Genomic DNA, 19,289 nt, shown 5'->3' with positions numbered 1-19,289 from the left:
ACTGATTGATGGACGCTCTTTTTTATCGTCGTCCTTGGTCAATGGCCAATAAGTGCTGAAAATGTTTATTTTCTGCGGCCAATTCGGCAGGTGTTCCGCTCATGGTCAACTGACCATCTTCAATAAAAAGCACACGATCCATCATCGAAATTCCTTGCAAGTGGTGGGTGATCCAAATGATCGTTTTGTTCTCCAGCACTTGGAAAAAGGTTTCAAGTACGCCTTGCTCCGTGATTGGGTCTAAGCCGACGGTTGGCTCATCCAATAAGATGATCGGGGTGTCTTTTAGCAAGATTCGCGCCAATGCCAAACGATGCCGTTCCCCACCAGAAAAACGCAAGCCGGCTTCATCCACCATCGTCGCCAAGCCATTAGGCAAAGCTGCCACCATTTCTTTCAACCCGACTTGCTCCAGTACGCGCCAGACTTCTTCTTCCGAAGCCGACTCATTGCCTAGCCGAATATTATTCAAGACGGTCGTATGGAAAAGATAGGGACTTTGATTGATGACACCGATCAAGTCACTGATTGACTCACTCAATGCCGTCACAGGCACGTCGTTTAAGGTGATCGCCCCTTGCGTCGGTTGCAGATCGCCTCGCAACAAGGAGGCAAATGTACTTTTCCCAGAACCGCTGCGACCAAGGATCGCTAGTTTTTGATGCGCAGGAATCGTTAGATCCAGCCCATGAAGCACTTCTTTGCCTTCAGGATACTGAAAATGCAAGTCCTTGACTGTGATCGACACGAGGCCCGTCACTTCAGGTACTAACGGTTGCTCCATGGAGACCTCTTGGCGATTTTCTTCTGGCAATGCATTGAAGCGATCGATGGAGTCTTTGTACCGATTGGTTTCTTGAGCAGCTGACGGTAATGGCGCAAATGCATCAACTAAAGGAAAGACACACAGGACAAAGGCAGCGATCCAGTTGGCTGCTCCTCCGTGGTTACCTGGAAAGCGAATACTGGTCCAAAGCAGCAATGCGACAGCGATCACCCCAAAGATGCTTTGTAAAAGAAAATCACGCCGGCGATCAAAGGACAGCATCTGTTCATCCACCGCCCGCAACTGCGTTTCCAGTTCCTTATGAGCAGCCACGTACTCGCTCCCTCTTTGAGAGAAGACCCAATCAGAAACCCCTAATACATTATCCGTCAGTGTCGTATACAAGTTGTTTTTCATATGTTTTTGCTTTTCTTGCCGCGCGCCGTTGATGATCACCGACCAAAGTGGCAAGACAAAGACGATGGTTCCTAATAACAGCAGCATCACCAAAGCAAACCACCAAGAAAAATAGCCGAGTCCAATGATCAAGAACGCATACAAGATCCAAGCGATCACGGTAGGAAAGATCGTCCGCAAATACAGGTTTTGAATATGGTTGATATCTTCTGCCAATAAGCCCAAGATATCCCCCGTGCGATGCGCTTGCTTAAAGAAGATCGCATCTTTTTCTACTACGTTATACAATTTCAATCGTAAATTAGAAGTCATGCGTAGCACCCAGCTATGACTGGTCAACCGTTCCAAATAGCGAAAAACTGGACGGCCGATCCCAAATGCTCGGGTCAGTACGATGGGGATGTAAACCAATAGAATGTTTTCCGGGATCGACGCCGAGCGGCTGATCAGGTACCCAGAATTAAACATCAGTGCGCCACCACAGAAAAAGGTCAAGAAGCCTAGGAATAAGGCCAACGCCAAAACGTTTTTGTATTTTGACAAGAAAGGCTTGACCCAGGTATCGGTTTTCAATGAGCGCAATAAGCCGATTTTATTCAAGCTGTTCCCTCCTCATTCCATTGACTAGTTCTGTAAAAGCACCTTGCTTTTGCTGCAGTTGTGCCAAGGTTCCTTGTTCCACGATTCTTCCTTGATCCATCACGATGATTTCATCCATTTCTTCCATCCAGTGCAAGCGATGGGTTGCAAAAAAGACTAACCGGTTTTCCATCAGCGGCAGCATCCGTTCCTTTAAGGCAACTTCAGTTTCAATATCCAAATGTGCCGTTGGTTCATCAAACAAAAGAATCTTTCGTTGCTGATCTAAGAAGGCACGGGCTAAAGCGATCCGTTGGGCTTGTCCACCACTTAGATGCCGTTCCCCTTCTCCTAACATCGTGTCCAACCCTTGCGGCAGCTCTGCCAAAAGCTCAGTCAAGCCTGCCACTTCAATGGCTTTCAGTACGGCTTCTTTGGTAGCTGTCGGCTGATAAAACGCGACATTTTCCTGCAAGGTCAACCGATAGATATAAGGATTTTGCGGAATATAGATCAGCTGTTCTTGCCAGCTTGCTTGGCGAAAGGCCGTGGTTTGGGCTCCTCCAAGAGTGATCTCGCCACTGTCTGGCACGAGAAAGCCACTCAAAGTATTGATCAAGGTAGACTTGCCAGAACCGCTCAGACCGATGATCCCGATCTTTTTGAAGCCAGTCACGTTCAAGTTGATATCCCTCAAAGCTGCTTTTTCCTCGTAGGAAAAAGCCAGCTGATCAATCGTTAACTGGGTGTCTTCCTGCCAACGAGGCACCGTTACTGCCGGTACTTGGGCTTCCGGCTGATGCAAGATCTCCGTCACCGCAGTCATCGCATTTTTCCCGTCTAAGGTTGCATGATAATCACTGGAAAAGTCGCGGATTGGCAAGAAATATTCTGGTGCTAAAATCAAGATAGTTAACGCCGGAAACAGCAAGATCCCTTCATTGATCAGCCGCAAGCCTAGCAAGACTGCCACGACGGCAATCGATAAGGTCGTGAAAAAGTCTAAGGCGAAGGTCGATAAAATACCGACTTTTAATGAAGCCATCGTCGCTTTCCGAAACCGTTCGCTGGAAGCAAAGATACTTTTGCCATATTTTTTACTGACCCCAAACAATTTCAGCGTGTCGATCCCTCGCAAAGAATCGATGAAATGATTGGACAATAATTGAAACGTCCGGTATTGTTTTTCCGCTTTGCTTTGGGCGGCATAGCCCAAGATGATCATAAAAATGATGATCAAGGGGAACACCAACAGCAAGACCAAGCCGGATTCCCAATCCAGATAAAAAACGAGTGCCAAAATGACCCAAGGAATGATCGACATATTCATGATTTTGGCAAGAATCAATTTCAAGTAGTTTTCGACTTGGTTGATCCCTTCCAAGACCATCGTTGTTACATTTCCCGTCCCTTGCTGTTGTGCGATCTGAGGACCGACCCGAAACAATTTCTCCAATAATTGATCCCGCAGATCGGCAGCTTGCTGGTAACTGTAATCATCGAGTCTTTTGGAACGGAAATAGATAACGGCTTGCCGGGCGATAAACGAACAAAAGAACAGCAGAATCCAGCCCCACTGTTCCTCTAATGGTCGTCCTTCCCATAAGCCAGTGATGGCACGTGCCAATCCATACGCCTGCCCAATAATGAAGAGCGCCTGCAGGAACGAAAGTCCCGCAAGCAGCCCTAAAAGTTGTTTCATTCCTGGGAGCTTCATGATTTGTTTATCAATCATTTATACCCCTCCAACGCCTCCGTATGACTGATCCGCTTACGGAAGATATAGTAACTCCAAGCCGTATAGGCCAAGACGAAAGGCAAGATCGTCAGTGAAAGATAACTCATGATCTTCAATGTGTAGCGGCTTGAAGACGCATCAGCGATCAACAGGTCATAGCTTGAATCGATCGAACTGATCAAGACTCTTGGGAATAACCCTGTGAAGATCAATGCCACCAAAGCGATCAACGTCAAGCCGCTCGCAATGAAAGCCATCATTTCTTTGCCTTTAAAGACGCCGATATTTGCAATCAGTGTCAGTACAACGATCACAAGCAACAAACCAAGCGTTGTCGCAAAATGATTCTCAAAGAAATCCGTTTGGAAGTAAAGCATCACAGCAAAGACGATTAAGCCTGCATATAGGATGCCATAAAAAATACTTGCATAGTTGCGTGCCCGTGCCCGAATCGGACCTTCCGTTTTCAAAGCGATATAGTTTAATCCGTGCAAGTAGCACAACAAGGTCAACGCGATCCCGCCAACGATTGAAAAGGGATTGACGTAATCCGTAAAGGTTGCGGTCATGTTGCCATCTTCACCCAAAGGCATTCCTTGGATCATGCTGACAAACATCAGACCGAAGAAAAACGGTACGATCGTACTGCCGATCGTCAACGTCCAGTTCCAAATGTTTTTGTGCTCTTTCGGGAAGTTCGCTCGAAACTCAAAGGAGACACCACGAATGATCAACCCAACTAAGATCAACAGCAAAATCAAATAAAACCCGCTGAACAAAGAAGCATACCAGTATGGAAATGAGGCGAACATCGCTCCGCCGGCGGTCAATAGCCACACTTCATTGCCATCCCAGACAGGCCCGATCGTTTTAACGATCTGGTCTTTTTCCTCTTCATTGTGAGCCAATGTCTGCACAGACATCCCCACACCAAAGTCAAACCCTTCTAAGAAGAAGAATCCGGAAAATAAAAGCCCAATCAACGTGAACCATAGTAATTGCAGACCGGTCATCCTTCAAACGCCTCCTTATCAAATGGGTCTTCGTACCCATCTTGGTTGTCTCCTTGGCTGATTTCACCAAAGGCTTCTTTTTCAGGTCCATGATCCATTTCCCGTTTCACAAGATAGACCATTGTTCCGCCTAAGCCAGAGAATAAGAGGAAGTAAACAATATTTGAGATCAAGAGAGAGGTCACGGAAACGTTTGGTGACACACTATCTTCGATCGTAAACAAGCCGTAAACCGTCCACGGGTAACGTCCTAACTCCGTGATCAGCCAACCAGCTGTATTGGCAATAAATGGGGTGAACAAAGTGATCGCCACTACCCAAAGCAGCCAGCGCTTTTCAAAGAGCCACGGTTTCTTCTTACGCGTAAAATACAACCCCAGACCAGAAACCAACAGCATCAAGGCACCAAAACCAGCCATGATCCGGAAGCTCCAAAAGAGTGTGTTGACCGGCGGGTAGTAATTACGGTCGCCGTAGGTTTCAATCAATTGCTGATTGACCGTATCCATCCCATCGATTGAGCCGAAGGGTTCATTGAAGGCTAAGATACTCAACATATATGGAATCGAAATACCGAAGACTTGGTGATGTTCCGCTTCATTCGCCCAAGCAACGACAGTCCAAGCCGCAGGACTCCCGGTATCTTCATAAGTTCCTTCCATTGCGGCAAATTTCATTGGTTGTTCTTCAACCAAGTATTTCATTTGTTCATCCCCGGCTAGCAAGACGGTGAATGAACCGAACAATGCCACCGCAAAACCGATCCGCATTGATTTTTTGAAGAAATCGCGGTCAATGTCTTTGTCTTTCTTCAATAGACGAAAGGCTGATAAACCAGCAACAATGATTCCGCCCATCGTGATGGCTGCGGTGATCACGTGTAAAAACTCATACCACACTTGTGGATTTGCCAATAAAGCACCGAAGTCAGTCATTTCTGCCCGGCCATTGTTCAAGGTATACCCCACTGGATGCTGCATAAAACTATTGGCAGCTAAGATCCAAAACGCCGATAGCATCGAACCAAGCGTCACCAACCAGAAAAAGGTGGCGTGCAGCTTCGGACTGACCCGATCCCATGTAAAGATCCACAGTCCTAAGAACGTCGATTCTAAGAAGAACGCCAACAAAGCCTCCAAAGCCAAGGGCGCACCAAAAATATCCCCGACAAAACGAGAATAGTCTGACCAGTTCATCCCAAATTGAAATTCTTGAATGATCCCTGTCACGACCCCGACAGCAAAACTTAATAGAAAAATATTTCCCCAAAACTTCGTCATCCGGCGATATTTTTCATCTTTTTTGATCACATAAAGTGTCTCCATAATTGCAACGACGACACCAGTTCCGATCGAAAACGGTACAAAGAAAAAGTGAAAAATCGTCGTCATCGCAAACTGGATTCGCGCTAGTGTCACAATATCCATCCTACATCCTCCTATTTCATAAAAAAGTGCATTAAAATAATTCTAAAGAAAGAAAAATTCCAACTTCGAATATACTCCTCTAATCAGTAAAAAAGAAGCAAATTGCTTGCATTTACTGATTTTTAATCACTTCCTCTCCGATTCTTAAACATAAGGCGCTTTCATCAGCGGAATATAGCTTTTTAGGGCTCTTCCCACCCGTAACGAGTTCCCTCAGAAAGCAAAGGATCACTCAATAAAATTCCCGGGAAATCCTCCTTTAAAACAAACGTGCTTAATGATTGATACATGGAAAACGTGGTCTTCATCCCTAATCTTTCCAATTGATCTAACGTTTGTTGCATTAAGTCCGCCGCTTTTGGCTTGTTTTGTTTTAATAGACATGTCCAGCCTTCAAAAAACGGCATAAAGATCGCTTGCTCAATGTGTTCTTTTTCATAAACATGATCTCGCCATAAATGAAAGGTCTTTTCCGCATAATCCACCTCATCAAAAACAGCAAAGACGGAAAACACCGTCTCAAACGTGTTGTATAGAATATCTTTGTTGCCGGGGATTTTTGCAAAGCGCTGACTCTTTTTGATGGCGATCGTCAAACAGCGCCAAAGCAAAGCTGGCTCCATCGAAACTGCTACGCGGGCAAATAGCCGCAGCTCATAAACACCCCATGTATCGGTATTCAGCAAGTAATGTTTCGCAGAGTCCAAACAATAATTGTGTTTCGGGTACGCCTCCTGGATGGGCACCCCTTTAAAAAGCTCCTCTTTCATCAAGTAGTCAAAACGGATCAGTTGTAAGAAGTGGTCCAGCTCCAAGGAGTAATGTCGTTGAAAGTAGGCGGTCAGCTTTTGATATTTCTTTTTTAGTTTAGGTACTTCATCAATAGATTCGATCCCCATCGAACGGACATAGTCGACCATTAGCTTTTGAGCCTCCGAATGATGCTCCCCCGTATGCAGCAGTTGAAATTCGGCAAAACTCACTTCTAGTTTATCTAGCAAACGATGAAATCGTTCGCAGGAAATCGTCGTTTTGCCATTTTCAAATTGCGATAACAAAGACATCGACAATTGTTCGTCCACTAATTCCTTCAATAGTAAGCCTTTGCTTTTGCGAAGCTCTTTCACTGTCGCACCATAATTGTTCATTTTTTCACCTTCTTTTTCAATATATTGAAATAAGCAGTTGCTTTTCCCGAAGAGCCTTTATAGTTGAATTATCTTATAGAAACGAGGGAAAAGCTATGGATACCCATGTAAAAAAGAAAATGCTTCACGTGAAACATTTACAAAAAAGTTTCAAAGACAAAACCGTTTTGAAAGAGGTCACTTTTGACGTCACTCCTGGCGAAGTATTTGTCTTACTAGGATCAAACGGCGCTGGAAAAACCACTTTAGTCAAAATTTTGTCCACTATCCTGCCTTTTGATCAAGGAACCGCGCTGATCGCCGGGATCGACTTGACTAAAGATCCAGCAGCGATTCGCGAAAAAATCAGTCTGACGGGGCAATTTTCCGCCGTCGATCAAGAACTAACCGGACGAGAAAACTTGCTGATGATTGCTGCCTTGCGCCATGTCAAAAACAAACAGTTGATCGTCCAACAGTTGTTAGAGCGTTTTGATTTGGTGGATGCCAGCAACAGACTCGTCAAAAATTATTCTGGTGGCATGCGACGGCGCTTAGACATCGCCATGAGTTTTATCGGCGAACCTGACCTGCTCTTTTTAGATGAACCGACGACCGGGTTAGACCCGCAAAACCGCTTAGCCACATGGCACATGATCAAAGAAATCGCCGCTCAAGGACGAACGATTTTCCTGACGACCCAATACCTAGAAGAAGCTAAATTTTTAGCAGACCAAGTCGCCATTTTGCATGAAGGGAAAATCATCTTGCAAGGAACACCAACAGAAGTCAAAGCACTGCACCCTTCGCAAACGATGGAAATCAGCGTATTGACAAAAGAACACTTGCAAACCGTGCGTCAGCATCTGTCTGATTTTCCGCTGCAAGTCAATGAGTCCAGTCTCTCTCTGGCATTTCCCGTCAGTCAAGACTTCCAGCATTCCTTCACGCTGTTGCAGGAACTCAATCAACTACCGATCACCATCACCAGTTTTAATCAAAAGAATGCTTCTTTAGAGGATATTTTTCTAACACTTGTCCAAGGAGGAAACCAATGAAAGCAATTATAGAAACCAACACCTTATTCAAGCGCAATCTCTTGCTATCGATTCGCAGTATGGAGACTCTGCTAAGTGGAATTTTGACCCCAGCGATTTTAATGATCCTCTTCGTCTATGTTTTTGGTGGAGCTATGAACGTCGGCGATACTTCTTATGTCGATTTTGTCGTTCCCGGTGTCCTCGTCCAATGTATCGCCCAAAGTGCTTCCTCCGTTGGGGTAACGGTGACGGAAGATTTGAAATCCGGCATGGTGGAACGGCTGATGACCTTGAATATTTCTAACTCAGCCTTTTTAAACGGCCATGTCTTCGCCGCGACCCTTCGGAGCTTGATCAGTACCTTGGTCGTATTGATCGTTGCCATGGTCATCGGTTTTCGCCCTCAAGCCACAGTTGCTGGCTGGGGGCTCGCCTTCCTATTGATCTTTTGCTTCACCTTCGCTTTTACTTGGGTCTCAGTTCTGGTTGGTCTCATCGCCAAAAGCCCCGAGACAGCTACCTTGTTTACTGTCTTGATCACCCTGTTGCCCTACTTAAGCTCTGGTTTCGTCCCTACGGAAACCATGCCGCGCCCGTTAGCCATTTTTGCTGAATACCAACCAATGTCGCCGATCATCCATTCTTTGCGAGGGCTTTTGTTAAACTTGAAAGATACCACCTTGATCAGTGCCTTTAGCTGGTGCGGCGGTATCGTAGTCGTGAGCTGGTTCTTGGCACGAATGCTTTATCAGAAACGGATACGCTAATGACGCCGGCTACCTTTTCTGACTCTCTTATAAAAAAAGCGGCAACGATCAAGCTTCTGCTTCGTCGTTGCCGCTTTTTTTTTAATCGAGGACTTCTCCGTTAGAAGCCGTCACTTTCTTATACCAGTCAAAGCTGGCTTTTTTGTACCGTTTTCCTGAACCATTGCCCCAATCATCTAGATCCACGTAAATGAACCCATACCGCTTGCTCATTTCTGATGAGGAGCAGCTAACAAGATCGATCGGTCCCCAAGGATAGTAGCCGATCAGTTCTACGCCATCATAGATTGCTTCTTTCATTTGTTCAATGTGCTGTTTCAGAAAATCAATGCGATACGTATCATCGATCGTTCCTTCTTCATTCAATGTCTCATAAAAACCCATACCATTTTCTGTGATCATGATCGGCAATTGGTACCGATCATAATACTCATTCAAAGCAATCCGTAACCCAATTGGATCAATCGCCCAGCCCCAGTCATTGGCTTCTAAATAAGGGTTAGGCGAAGCTGCGTCTTCTTTCCCGTAGTTTTCACTATGAATGATTCGCGTGTAGTAATAGGAGAAAGAAACAAAATCGACCGTATGCTTGAAGTCCGCTTCATCGTTTTCCCCAAATTGAATCTCGATGCCGTTTTCTTCAAAAAAGCGATAGGCATAATTCGGATAAGTTCCCCGCGCAAGTACATCTGAATAATAATATTCCATTTGATTATTTTTGAGAGCACTCAGAACATCCAACGGTTTACAAGTAGCTGGATAAACATTGCCATAATAAGACATCATACCAATTTGAAAAGAAGGATCAATTTCTTTCCCTACTTTGATCGCTCTCGCACATGCTACCAATTCATTGTGAACCCCTTGGTACTTAGCTTGCTTCAGATTGTCGACTCGGTCAGCGGGAATACCAAGGTGGTTAAATGATTCATGGGTAATTAAGTTCATTTGATTGACTAAGATCCAATATTTGACTTTTCCTTGGTATCGTTTGAATACGACTTGCGCAAAATGAACAAAGAAATCAATCAGTTTACGATTTGACCAGCCATCATAAGCCATCGCTAAATGGATCGGCATTTCATAATGAGACAAGGTGATCAAGGGTTCCATACCGTTTTCAAGGATACAATCGATCAATTCGTCATAAAAGCGCAACCCTTCTTCGTTGGGCGTTTGTTCGTCTCCCTTTGGAAAAATTCTCGCCCAGCTAATAGATGTTCGAAACGAATTCATGCCTGTTTCTGCCAAGAGTGCCAGATCCTCACGAAATGTATGGTAAAAATCGATCCCATCCCGTTTAGGGTAACGCCCTTCTTGATCATTTAAAGCAAATTCAACGTCTGCCGTCGTTATTTCTTTGTTGCTTTTCTTTTTTATATCGATATCATTACGAAAGCGATTGATGTCTGCCACGCTCCAGCCTTTTCCCCCTTCAAGATAGGCCCCTTCTAATTGATTTGCGGCAACTGCACCTCCCCAATAAAAATCGGCAGGAAATTGCTTCTTATTTTTCTTCATGTCATTGCTCCTCTTCTCAAAATTTGATTGCTCATCTCATAGACTTATGCTTCGGTTTGACCTTCTTCAAGCACTAATTTGCGCTCGTAGGCCTTGAAGAAAGGATAATAAATACCCAAATAAATCAAGAAATTCACCACTACTAAGACAGCACCGCGAATGCTGGCTGTTGCGATCACTGCTGAAAAAATACTCGGAACCGTCCACACAGCCGCTAATGGATACGCCATTCCGGGAACAAGATTGGACACAAACGCGAAATAGGTCACGAAAGTGGTGACGATTGGTGCCACGACAAAGGGAATCGCCAGTGCTGGATTCAAAACGATCGGCAACCCAAACAACAGTGGCTCATTGATGTTGAAGACCCCAGGAATAAAGCTGAGACGACCAAGTTGTTTTAAAAATTTTGATTTGGAGAAACACATCATTGCGCAAAGTGCTAAGGTTCCTCCGCCACCGCCGATCCATAAGAAAGTAAAGATAAACGGCTGTACCCCCAGATTAGGAATCGCTTGTCCGGCTTGTGCTGCTGCCATATTTGCTTCAGAATTGACTAGCCAGATCGGCAACATCACCGTCGCTAATATTTGCGGATGAATCCCGAATAGCCACATGATACAAGTCAATCCTACATAGACCAAGGGTGCTGCTAACGAGTTGGAAGAAACACTTAATAAGGGTGTGATCAAACTTGCAATCAGGGCATTGATGTCAAAGCCGATCAAGTGAACAATGATCCAAACGATCGTCATTGAAAAAAACACGGGAATAATCACTTCAAAACTGCTGCTGACATTCGTAGGTACTTGCTCTGGCAGTTTAAACCCGATATTGTATTTTTTACAAAGGCGCATGCACTCGACTGCTAATATAGCGGTCAAAATACTGGCGAACATGCCTTCTCCTCCAAGGTATTGCGTAGAGATAAACGTTCCTTCATCTAAAGAAGTGAAGGTCAATGTAGTAAAAAAGGTAAAAATTGCAGAAACGCCCCCTGCCAAACTATCCAATTGGTAGCTTTGCGCTAATCGTGCGCCGATGCCAAAAGCTGCATAGATCGAAAGCAGTCCCATACTCATATTGAAGGGAATGATCAGTTTTGCCACTAAGTCGGGATGATTGCCCATAAACGATACATAGGATTGAGGCCATGGAATGTACGGTATCAATAAAAAGATCGATCCGATCACTGTGATTGGAATCGTTGCGATCAATCCATCGCGAACAGCACTCAAGTGACGTTGATTAGAAAGTTTCATCATTGGCGGCATCACTTTGGTTTCAATAAATTGCATTAATTTATCCATCAGTAAATCCTCCTAAATTTTTTAAGATATATCTTAACTTGAATATAAGCGCTTTCTCATAAGGAAACAATAAAAGCTATTTTCCAAAAATGGAAAATAGCTTTTTACGTTTACTCTTTTCTCATATTCATAATCATAAAAATCATCCATAGATGAAGCACTTTTTGCGAGTAATAATTCGATGACATCAATGGAACGACCTCTTTAAACAAGACACGCTCTTCAAAGAGATTACTTTGAGCGGCTTGCTCGCTGAACGTCAATAAAACTTTCTGACAGGCCGTTTTTTCAAGCAAATAGGCCTTTTTATCGATCCAGCTGCCTGTTAGATTGATCACAAAACAAATATCTGTTTCCCGCAATACTTGATCAATCAGCTGATCTTCCGCATTACGGTTTACTTCAAAAACGATATAGCCCATTTGACTAAGCAGTTCCCGCAGGAGATTAACAACCGAAAAAGAATAGCTGTTACCCAAAATCGCCACTCGTTTTTTTCGTTTCATTTCTTCTGCGATCCGTGTGCATTGGTGTTGATCAAATTGGTCAAAAATCTGTTTTTGGACCATGTACTCTCGGGCTAAAAATTGGTCAACCATTTCAGATACTTTACTCTTTGTATCGAGATTCGCTAGCATCCCTTCAAACATCGTATTTGCTAAATGGTATTCTTGTTCAAAATAAATCGTGAGGTCATTACGCATTTCTTTAAAACTAGCATAACCAAGTTTCTTACAAAATTTAGTGATACTGGCAGGGGTCGTCTGTGCAGCATAGGCGATTTCTTCAATATAGATCGCAGGAAATTCATCGATTCGCTCAATTAAAAGTTTTGTTATCAAAAAATTCAAATCGTATTTTTTGCATTTAAATAGATGTTCATTTAAACGAATGTATACTTGACTTGTCGTTTTCATAGCGACCACCTCACTTGCTTATTTACGCTGCCGGTTTCTTCTATCTTAGCATAGGCATCCATTTCTTAGAACCTTTCACTTATTGTACTTTTTAATAGAAATCAAAAAAAGAGTCCGCCTACGCGCAACTCTTCGATTCGGGTCCCCAGTTATTTCATTAACTGCTTTAACTGTTCATAAAAATTCTCATGGGTGCCACATAACAAGACTGGAATCACTTGGTCATCGATCACATCATAAGCAATACGACAGGTTGTCCCTGCATACTTAAAACCCTTCGACCAGATTCCAGCTAAATCGCCAGTTTTTTTGATCGCCGCTATACGGTTCGACAGCTATTTCATCATAAATGACATGAAGAAACTTTTGTTTCAGCGGTTTCTCCTTCAACTTTTTTAAATAATTCACTACTTGTCTAGATGGAATCACCTCATAAGCCAATTTCAGTTGCCAACTCCTCTTTGGTCATTGCTTTCCCGTCGGTAGCAGTATCCTTTGCAATTGTCTTAAATGAAGAAATCAGCTTACTCTTACGCGCTTTAAATTCGGATAAAATATCTTCGTGTTCGTATCCCTCATTAATAATATCAGTCAAGATATCTTCACTGAAATCATCGAATGGTTTTACCGGTTCAATAAATTCATACAAGATTCCATTTTCTACGAGCTTTGCTTCTACTTCCACACCATTGGGAATACCAAAGTCTTTGGGCACCGTCAACATAATGGAATTCCCTTGTTTTCTTGTTTTCGTAATCATCGTTGCACTCCTCTCTCTGTTTTTGTAATTACTCTGTAAGAACATTATATCATAATCGAATGTAATGACAAGTAATGCCGAAAGCTGAGTGTCAAATTGAGAAAATAAACCGCCTGCTATTTTACCTTATTTATGACTATCGATGCAGCAGGTGATACGGCTCATTAAACCAAAGAGCCCAATCTCATTTTCCAGCGAAATATTGGCAAAAATACGGTATACTGGAGTTGAATGAATAAAAAGGCAGGGATACCCATGGATCTTAAAAACCGTCTGATCGCATTCGCTCAGACCTTCAATGATGTTCAGATCGACCATCCATTTGCAAAGTTTCCCGAGTACCAAGTCTTGCGGCACCGTAAAAGCGGCAAATGGTTTGGCTTGCTGATGACTGTAGAAAAGCAGAAATTAGGCCTGGAAGGAACGGGAATGATCGAGATTTTAGATGTCAAAGCAGCGCCCGAAATGGTTTCGATCATCAATCAAATTCACGGCTATTTACCCGCTTATCACATGAATAAAAACCATTGGCTCACCGCATTACTAGATGGCTCTGTATCAGAAAAACAACTCCAATCTTTGTTACGAGACAGCTATGAACATACCCGTTAAACCCAAATATCACAAAAAACCGATCAACGATGCGCCAGTATAGGAGCACCGTTGATCGGTTTTCTTTTATAACGAATCCTGCGTCATCAGTGAGTCTAACGAAACACTTAGGCCAACTCTTCTCCGTTTGTTGCAATAACTTGTTTGTACCAATCGAAGGATTTTTTCTTGGAACGATCCATCGTGCCGTTGCCTTCGTCATCAAAGTCAACATAGATAAAGCCATAGCGTTTGCTCATTTCGCCTGTTGAAGCACTGACAAGGTCGATACAGCCCCATGGCGTGTAGCCGATCAAGTCTACGCCATCAGCAATCGCTTCCCCCATTGCTTCAATGTGGCGGCGCAAGTAATCGATACGATAGTCATCTTCGATCTTACCTTCTTCGTTAAAGGTATCAATGGCTCCTAAGCCGTTTTCCACGATAAACAACGGTTTTTGATAACGATCATACAATTCATTCAACGCGATGCGCAGCCCTTCTGGGTCGATTTGCCAGCCCCATTCACTTGCTTCTAAGAATGGATTGCGGACGCCGCCTAACAAGTTTCCTTGCACTTCATCGGCTTCTTCTGTGGTGATATCCACGGCAGAAGACATGTAGTAGCTGAAGCCAACATAGTCAACAGTATGTTCAGCAATCAAGGCTAAGTCTTCTTCGGTAATCTCAAGATCCTCTTTATTGACGCCGTGTTCTTTGTACAAACGATCCGTAAAGGATGGGTATTTTCCACGTACCTGCACGTCGGCACAGTAGTAGTTGAAGGCTTGATTATGGATCATCGTCGCCACTTGGTTGATTGGGTTCGCATCAATGCTGTAAGTCGTTGCATAAATGATCATACAACCGATCTGTAACTCTGAGTTTAATTCATGGCCGATTTTGACTGCTTTACTGCTGGCAACAAATTGGTTGTGCCACGCTTGGATCACGTTTGTAAAGTCGCTGGCACCCGTGCTGTTGACCATTCCTTGACTCAATGCAGAGAAATGGAAAGCAGAGTTGATCTCATTGAAGGTCATCCAGTATTTGACTTTGCTGTGGAACCGTTCCAAGACGACTTTTGCAAAACGCTCATAGAAATCGATCAATGCTCGATTTTTCCAGCCACCGTATTCTTTGGCTAAATGCAAAGGCATTTCATAGTGGGAGATCGTAACCACTGGCTCGATCCCGTATTTCAAACATTCATCGATCAGCGCATCGTAAAATGCTAGCCCAGCTTCGTTTGGTGTCGTTTCATCGCCTTTTGGAAAGATACGTGTCCAAGCGATAGAAAAACGATAGCTCTTGAAGCCCATCTCTGCAAACAACGCAATGTCTTCTTTGAAACGGTCATAATGGTCGATCCCGCGATGATTTGGATAAGTGTATTTGTCCTCATCGATCGTCCAATCAAACGTATCACTACCTAAAATCGCTAAACGCTGTTTGCCGCCAGGCATTGCATCCGCCACTGACAATCCTTTGCCATCGCGATCGAACGCCCCTTCTAATTGATTCGCTGCGGTCGCGCCGCCCCATAAGAAATTTTCTGGAAATTTTGCCATTTGCTCGTTCTCCTTTTGTTTTCTTTTGATAAACCTACCTAGCTGGTTACTGAAAAATCTCCGATAAAAAAACAAAAAACCTAAATAAGAGCCGCTGCTAAAACGAGAATAGCGCTTTCTTATTTAGGTCTTGCCTGATCGAGTCAGTAACAATCCACGTAGGTTTTCTTTCTTTAACTATAGCACTAACTCATTGGCTTGTCATCATAAAATCGGTTTCTTTTAAACCGTTTCCCCCGTTGCATCGATACTTTCAGTTTGTGGGTGACCCTCCGCTTGCGCAGCTTCTGCTTCTGTTTTTAATTTTCCTTTATCTAAGACTTTAACAAAAGGAATGTACAGCAAGCAGCCTGCCAAAACGCAAACGACTTGTAGAACTGCGACCTGCCAGCCTCCAGCTAGAAACCCATTTAGAAAAATCGGTGTGCCAAAGGGAACTTGTACGCCACTAAGTCGTGGAACGATCCCACTCCAGATCGCTAGGTACGCCACAAGCACTTGAACCAATGGTGTTAATATGAACGGAATCGCCATGATTGGATTCAAAATCAGCGGTAAGCCAAAAATCACCGGCTCATTAATGGTGAACAATCCAGGAACGGCACTTAGGTTAGCGACTGTCCGTGATTGTTTTGATTTCGCCAACAGCAAAATAACGATAATCAATGACAATGTTCCCCCAGCCCCACCAATACCAGCAAACAAATCATAAAACGACTTGCTCAAAATATTTGGCAGCTCGGAACGAGCAACACCGCTAGCTAAAGCATCCATATTTTCCACATCCATTGGTAAGTACAAAGCGGTGACAAAGCTACCCACCACCAACGAACCATGGATACCGAAGAACCATAGCACCATTTGGATCAGTACAATAAATAACAACGAACCGACACTAGAAGACAAGCTTTGCAGCGGCATTGCCAAGATTTGATAGATGAAATCTGAAAATGAGCCATAAGAAGTAAAACTGAATGCCCAGCTAATGACGATCGCGGTAAACCCAGAAATAATTGCTGGAATCAAACCGGCGAAGGTATCCGTCACAAATTGCGGCACGCCTGCTGGCATTTTGATGGCGATATTTTTTTCTAAAATAAAGCAGTACAAACGAGCAAAAACTAAGCCGCAGATCATAGCGGTAAACAAGCCTTGAGCGCCGAGTTTGCTCATGTCGAGGGTCGTTGTTTCCTCCAAGGTGACCATTGGCGTCATCATCAAAAAGGCAAACAACGAAACGATGCCGGCAGGGACTGCCGACTGCTTAAATTCTGTCGCTAAACGGTGACCGACAAGAAAGGAAGCGTACACTGAGATAACCCCAACGGTCATACTGTAACCGACGGAAAAATAACCGCCAATATTGATCGAGTTGATAAAATCTGTCCACCCTTGAATCGGCAAAACTGCTAACAACAAGGCGATCGAGCCAATAATGTTGATCGGCAGCGTCGCCATCAACCCGTTTGAAATTGCCTTTAAATACCGATTGTTGGAGATTTTATCTGCAAATACTAATACCTTATCCATATATTTATCCATTTTCTTTTCACTCCTTTATTTGGATGACGAACAATACATCTTCATGACAATTGTGGGGATGGAAAACAGTGATACCATCAGTAACTGTCAGTTTTGGTTTCAAGAAACGATTGGTGTTCAAATCGATCAATGTGACGGGCGCTGTAGAAAGATCTCCTTGCAGGCGAACTGTTGTATTGCTTGGCAAGTAAAGCAAGGCATCCTTCCTTCCTGCGATAGCTGCCATACGAATCTGTTCATCTGCATCGATCAAGCGCTCTTGGCAAGGCACAAGCTCCTGAATATTTAATAATTCAAATAATTGCTTGATAAAGCCATAATCATCTGCCCCAGGAAAAGACAAAGCTTCTGGCCAAATCATCGGACGGTCAAACGCTTCCCCGATTTCTTCCGCAAAGGTTGCCGTCGGGGTTTGCCAACTCCAGATGCCGTGGGCACCGTACGTGATCCCAGCCGAGCCGCCGGCTAACAATGATTGCCATGCTGCTTTGCGGACATCTTTTTGACCAAATCGACCGTATACGTGACGGGCATAGCCCATTTGTTCATAGCAAGGTTCTGAGTTGATGATCGGCAGTTGCGGTTCTCGTTTATAAAAACGCTCTGCCAAATAATAAGGCATATTCAAAAAGGCGCTGTTATGACCTGATTGGTATAAAAATAAGTCCAAATGTTCGACGATAGGTTCAGGGATTTCTTCAAAACGTCCCTTGATATGAATCGTTTTCAAGGTATTGGGCGAATGCTTTTCAAAGAAAACTAAGGCTTCTAGATACGTATCGATGGTTGGCTGTGTTGGGAAGTCCGTATCGCCACCAATAAAGTAGATCGGATGGAAGGCATCAAACGTCTTAATCACTTTTTGATAGTAGGCCTGGCGGCAATCCTCCGGCAACACGTTGCGTTCTTTGTCCAACTGGCTAGCCCAAGTGCCAGCGACATAGTTTGACCACAAGACAACCAATGCTAAAGTAAAGCCTTTCTCATCGGCAATTTTACAAAGACGCTGAGCCCGTTCGAAATAGGCATCCTCCCAAACCGTAAAATCAAAGACGCCCGCATCAAGGGGAAACGGCAAGCAGTCAAATTGACCACGGCTGCGATCCCATTGCGGTAACACATTGATTTGAAGGGTATTGAAGCCCTGCTCTTTGCGTTTGTCTAAGTAGGTGATCCAGTCATTTTCTTGAATACTAGTAAAGGCACTCCAGCAAGTATCGGCTAAATAAAAGAAATGCTGTCCGTCTCGCAATAAGGTGCGGTTATTTTGGCTTACGGTGATTTTCACGGTAGTGCTCTCCTTTCATCGGCACAAGTTGTGCACTGGCGGTTATTAATCAATATAACTACTGAGCCAGCCTTCGCACAGCTCAAACCATTTGGCGACATGGGCATTGAGGTGACTTGACTTGCGTGCCGTTGTTCGATCCGCTAATGCCAGTCCGTGTTCGCCTTTTTCAAAAATATGCAGTTCGAATGGAATTTCTGCTTCTCTTAATTTGACCGCCAACTTCAACGAGTGCGCCACATCGACTAAGACGTCTTCCGTCGTATGCCAGAGAAACATCGGAGGTGTCCACTGATCGACATGATGCAAAATGTTCATGGATTGAATGGCTTCTTCCGTCGGTTGTTTACTCCCAAAAAAGCGCTCGTTGGCAGTTAAAGGTGTTTCGATTAGACGAGCGGCAAAGCCTAGCTCATCGATTGGGAAAGCATGCTCTTGATAAACCAATGGGTAGCCAGCGATCGCCAAATTCACTTTCAGTAAGTCACTGCTGACGCCCAACACTTCTGCCAGCTCAGCATCGTGCCAGCGCGTCGCTAACTGTAATGCTAGATGTCCGCCTGCTGAAAAACCGCAAACGATGATTTGATCCTCATCCACCAACCATTCTTGAGCATGCTCACGAATGATTTTGACGGTTTGGGCGGCTTCCATCAAGGCATTGTGGGGAACGTTTTTCACCTGATCACCGGTGGTGTACCATAAAACAACGCTATTTAGCCCGATACTATTGAATTTCAAGGCAATGACTTCCGCCTCTCGATCACTGGTAAAGGCGTAGCCGCCGCCTGGACAGACGATCACTAGCGGTCGTTTCTTGCCGACATTGTACTCTTTGGATTGGTGCAATAAATAGGTATCCACGTAAGCCGTTTGATTCAGTTGAATTCGTTGAATCTCCATATAGTTCCTCCT

Annotated in this window: 16 protein-coding genes and 1 pseudogene; 3 read left to right on the top strand and 14 right to left on the bottom strand. The window is 44.1% G+C overall.

Annotation, left to right across the window (positions count from 1 at the left end; genetic code table 11):
* Positions 1-22 precede the first annotated feature (22 nt).
* The 5 genes from cydC to A5882_RS05110 all read right to left on the bottom strand — a co-directional run bounded on the left by cydC (position 23) and on the right by A5882_RS05110 (position 7,088).
* Positions 23-1,783 carry a thiol reductant ABC exporter subunit CydC gene (cydC, locus tag A5882_RS05130; RefSeq protein WP_005232834.1) on the bottom strand — a complete coding sequence of 587 codons (1,761 nt, stop codon included), beginning with the start codon at positions 1,781-1,783 and terminating at the stop codon, positions 23-25.
* Positions 1,776-3,497: a thiol reductant ABC exporter subunit CydD gene (gene cydD, locus A5882_RS05125; protein WP_086372498.1), complete on the bottom strand. Its 1,722-nt coding sequence runs from the start codon at positions 3,495-3,497 to the stop codon at positions 1,776-1,778. The genes cydC and cydD overlap by 8 nt, the downstream gene beginning before the upstream one ends.
* Complete coding sequence (gene cydB / locus A5882_RS05120) at positions 3,494-4,513, bottom strand: cytochrome d ubiquinol oxidase subunit II (RefSeq protein ID WP_005232836.1); 1,020 nt, start codon at positions 4,511-4,513, stop codon at positions 3,494-3,496. Before cydB ends, cydD begins: the two co-directional genes overlap by 4 nt.
* Positions 4,510-5,940, bottom strand: a complete 1,431-nt coding sequence (locus A5882_RS05115) for a cytochrome ubiquinol oxidase subunit I (protein WP_005232838.1) — start codon at positions 5,938-5,940, stop codon at positions 4,510-4,512. Before A5882_RS05115 ends, cydB begins: the two co-directional genes overlap by 4 nt.
* Before the next feature lie 182 nt (positions 5,941-6,122).
* A complete protein-coding gene (locus A5882_RS05110) occupies positions 6,123-7,088 on the bottom strand; it encodes an Rgg/GadR/MutR family transcriptional regulator (protein ID WP_061053539.1) in 966 nt (321 codons plus the stop codon).
* Between the two features lie 95 nt (positions 7,089-7,183).
* Here A5882_RS05110 and A5882_RS05105 point away from each other — a divergent pair, with 95 nt between their 5' ends.
* Positions 7,184-8,125, top strand: a complete 942-nt coding sequence (locus A5882_RS05105) for an ATP-binding cassette domain-containing protein (protein ID WP_086372497.1) — start codon at positions 7,184-7,186, stop codon at positions 8,123-8,125.
* Positions 8,122-8,874, top strand: coding sequence for an ABC transporter permease (locus A5882_RS05100; RefSeq protein WP_016611635.1), 753 nt, complete (start codon positions 8,122-8,124; stop codon positions 8,872-8,874). The genes A5882_RS05105 and A5882_RS05100 overlap by 4 nt, the downstream gene beginning before the upstream one ends.
* Positions 8,875-8,955: 81 nt before the next feature.
* Here the strand turns inward: A5882_RS05100 and A5882_RS05095 are convergent, their stop codons facing one another.
* From A5882_RS05095 to A5882_RS05075, 5 genes and pseudogenes are all read right to left on the bottom strand, one after another.
* Entirely contained in the window at positions 8,956-10,395 is a 1,440-nt protein-coding gene (locus A5882_RS05095) for a glycoside hydrolase family 1 protein (protein WP_016611636.1), read from the bottom strand.
* A 44-nt stretch (positions 10,396-10,439) separates the two neighbouring features.
* Positions 10,440-11,705, bottom strand: a complete 1,266-nt coding sequence (locus A5882_RS05090) for a PTS sugar transporter subunit IIC (RefSeq protein WP_008376678.1) — start codon at positions 11,703-11,705, stop codon at positions 10,440-10,442.
* Between the two features lie 110 nt (positions 11,706-11,815).
* Positions 11,816-12,622: a MurR/RpiR family transcriptional regulator gene (locus tag A5882_RS05085; RefSeq protein WP_008376679.1), complete on the bottom strand. Its 807-nt coding sequence runs from the start codon at positions 12,620-12,622 to the stop codon at positions 11,816-11,818.
* A gap of 149 nt (positions 12,623-12,771) precedes the next feature.
* Positions 12,772-13,063 (bottom strand): annotated as a pseudogene (locus tag A5882_RS05080) (type II toxin-antitoxin system RelE/ParE family toxin).
* Complete coding sequence (locus tag A5882_RS05075; RefSeq protein WP_008376683.1) at positions 13,053-13,382, bottom strand: AbrB family transcriptional regulator; 330 nt, start codon at positions 13,380-13,382, stop codon at positions 13,053-13,055. Before A5882_RS05075 ends, A5882_RS05080 begins: the two are co-directional and overlap by 11 nt.
* Positions 13,383-13,637: 255 nt before the next feature.
* On the opposite strand from A5882_RS05075, the gene A5882_RS05070 reads away from it, so the two are divergent.
* A complete protein-coding gene (locus tag A5882_RS05070) occupies positions 13,638-13,994 on the top strand; it encodes an MmcQ/YjbR family DNA-binding protein (RefSeq protein WP_086372496.1) in 357 nt (118 codons plus the stop codon).
* A gap of 107 nt (positions 13,995-14,101) precedes the next feature.
* Here the strand turns inward: A5882_RS05070 and A5882_RS05065 are convergent, their stop codons facing one another.
* From A5882_RS05065 to A5882_RS05050, 4 genes are all read right to left on the bottom strand, one after another.
* On the bottom strand, positions 14,102-15,544 hold the full coding sequence (locus tag A5882_RS05065; protein ID WP_086372495.1) for a glycoside hydrolase family 1 protein: 1,443 nt from the start codon (positions 15,542-15,544) through the stop codon (positions 14,102-14,104).
* A gap of 222 nt (positions 15,545-15,766) precedes the next feature.
* Positions 15,767-17,086 (bottom strand): PTS sugar transporter subunit IIC, encoded by a 1,320-nt coding sequence (locus A5882_RS05060; RefSeq protein ID WP_016611642.1) that lies wholly within the window; start codon positions 17,084-17,086, stop codon positions 15,767-15,769.
* Positions 17,087-17,093: 7 nt separating this feature from the next.
* Positions 17,094-18,374 (bottom strand): DUF4038 domain-containing protein, encoded by a 1,281-nt coding sequence (locus tag A5882_RS05055; protein WP_086372494.1) that lies wholly within the window; start codon positions 18,372-18,374, stop codon positions 17,094-17,096.
* A 45-nt stretch (positions 18,375-18,419) separates the two neighbouring features.
* A complete protein-coding gene (locus A5882_RS05050) occupies positions 18,420-19,277 on the bottom strand; it encodes an alpha/beta hydrolase (RefSeq protein ID WP_061053532.1) in 858 nt (285 codons plus the stop codon).
* Between the last annotated feature and the right edge of the window lie 12 nt (positions 19,278-19,289).

It is taken from the genome of Enterococcus sp. 4E1_DIV0656, assembly GCF_002140695.1.
Classification (GTDB): Bacteria; Bacillota; Bacilli; order Lactobacillales; family Enterococcaceae; genus Enterococcus_D; species Enterococcus_D entomosocium.
Note: the sequence above shows the minus strand (reverse complement) of the source record. Positions and strands in the feature narration are given on the sequence as shown.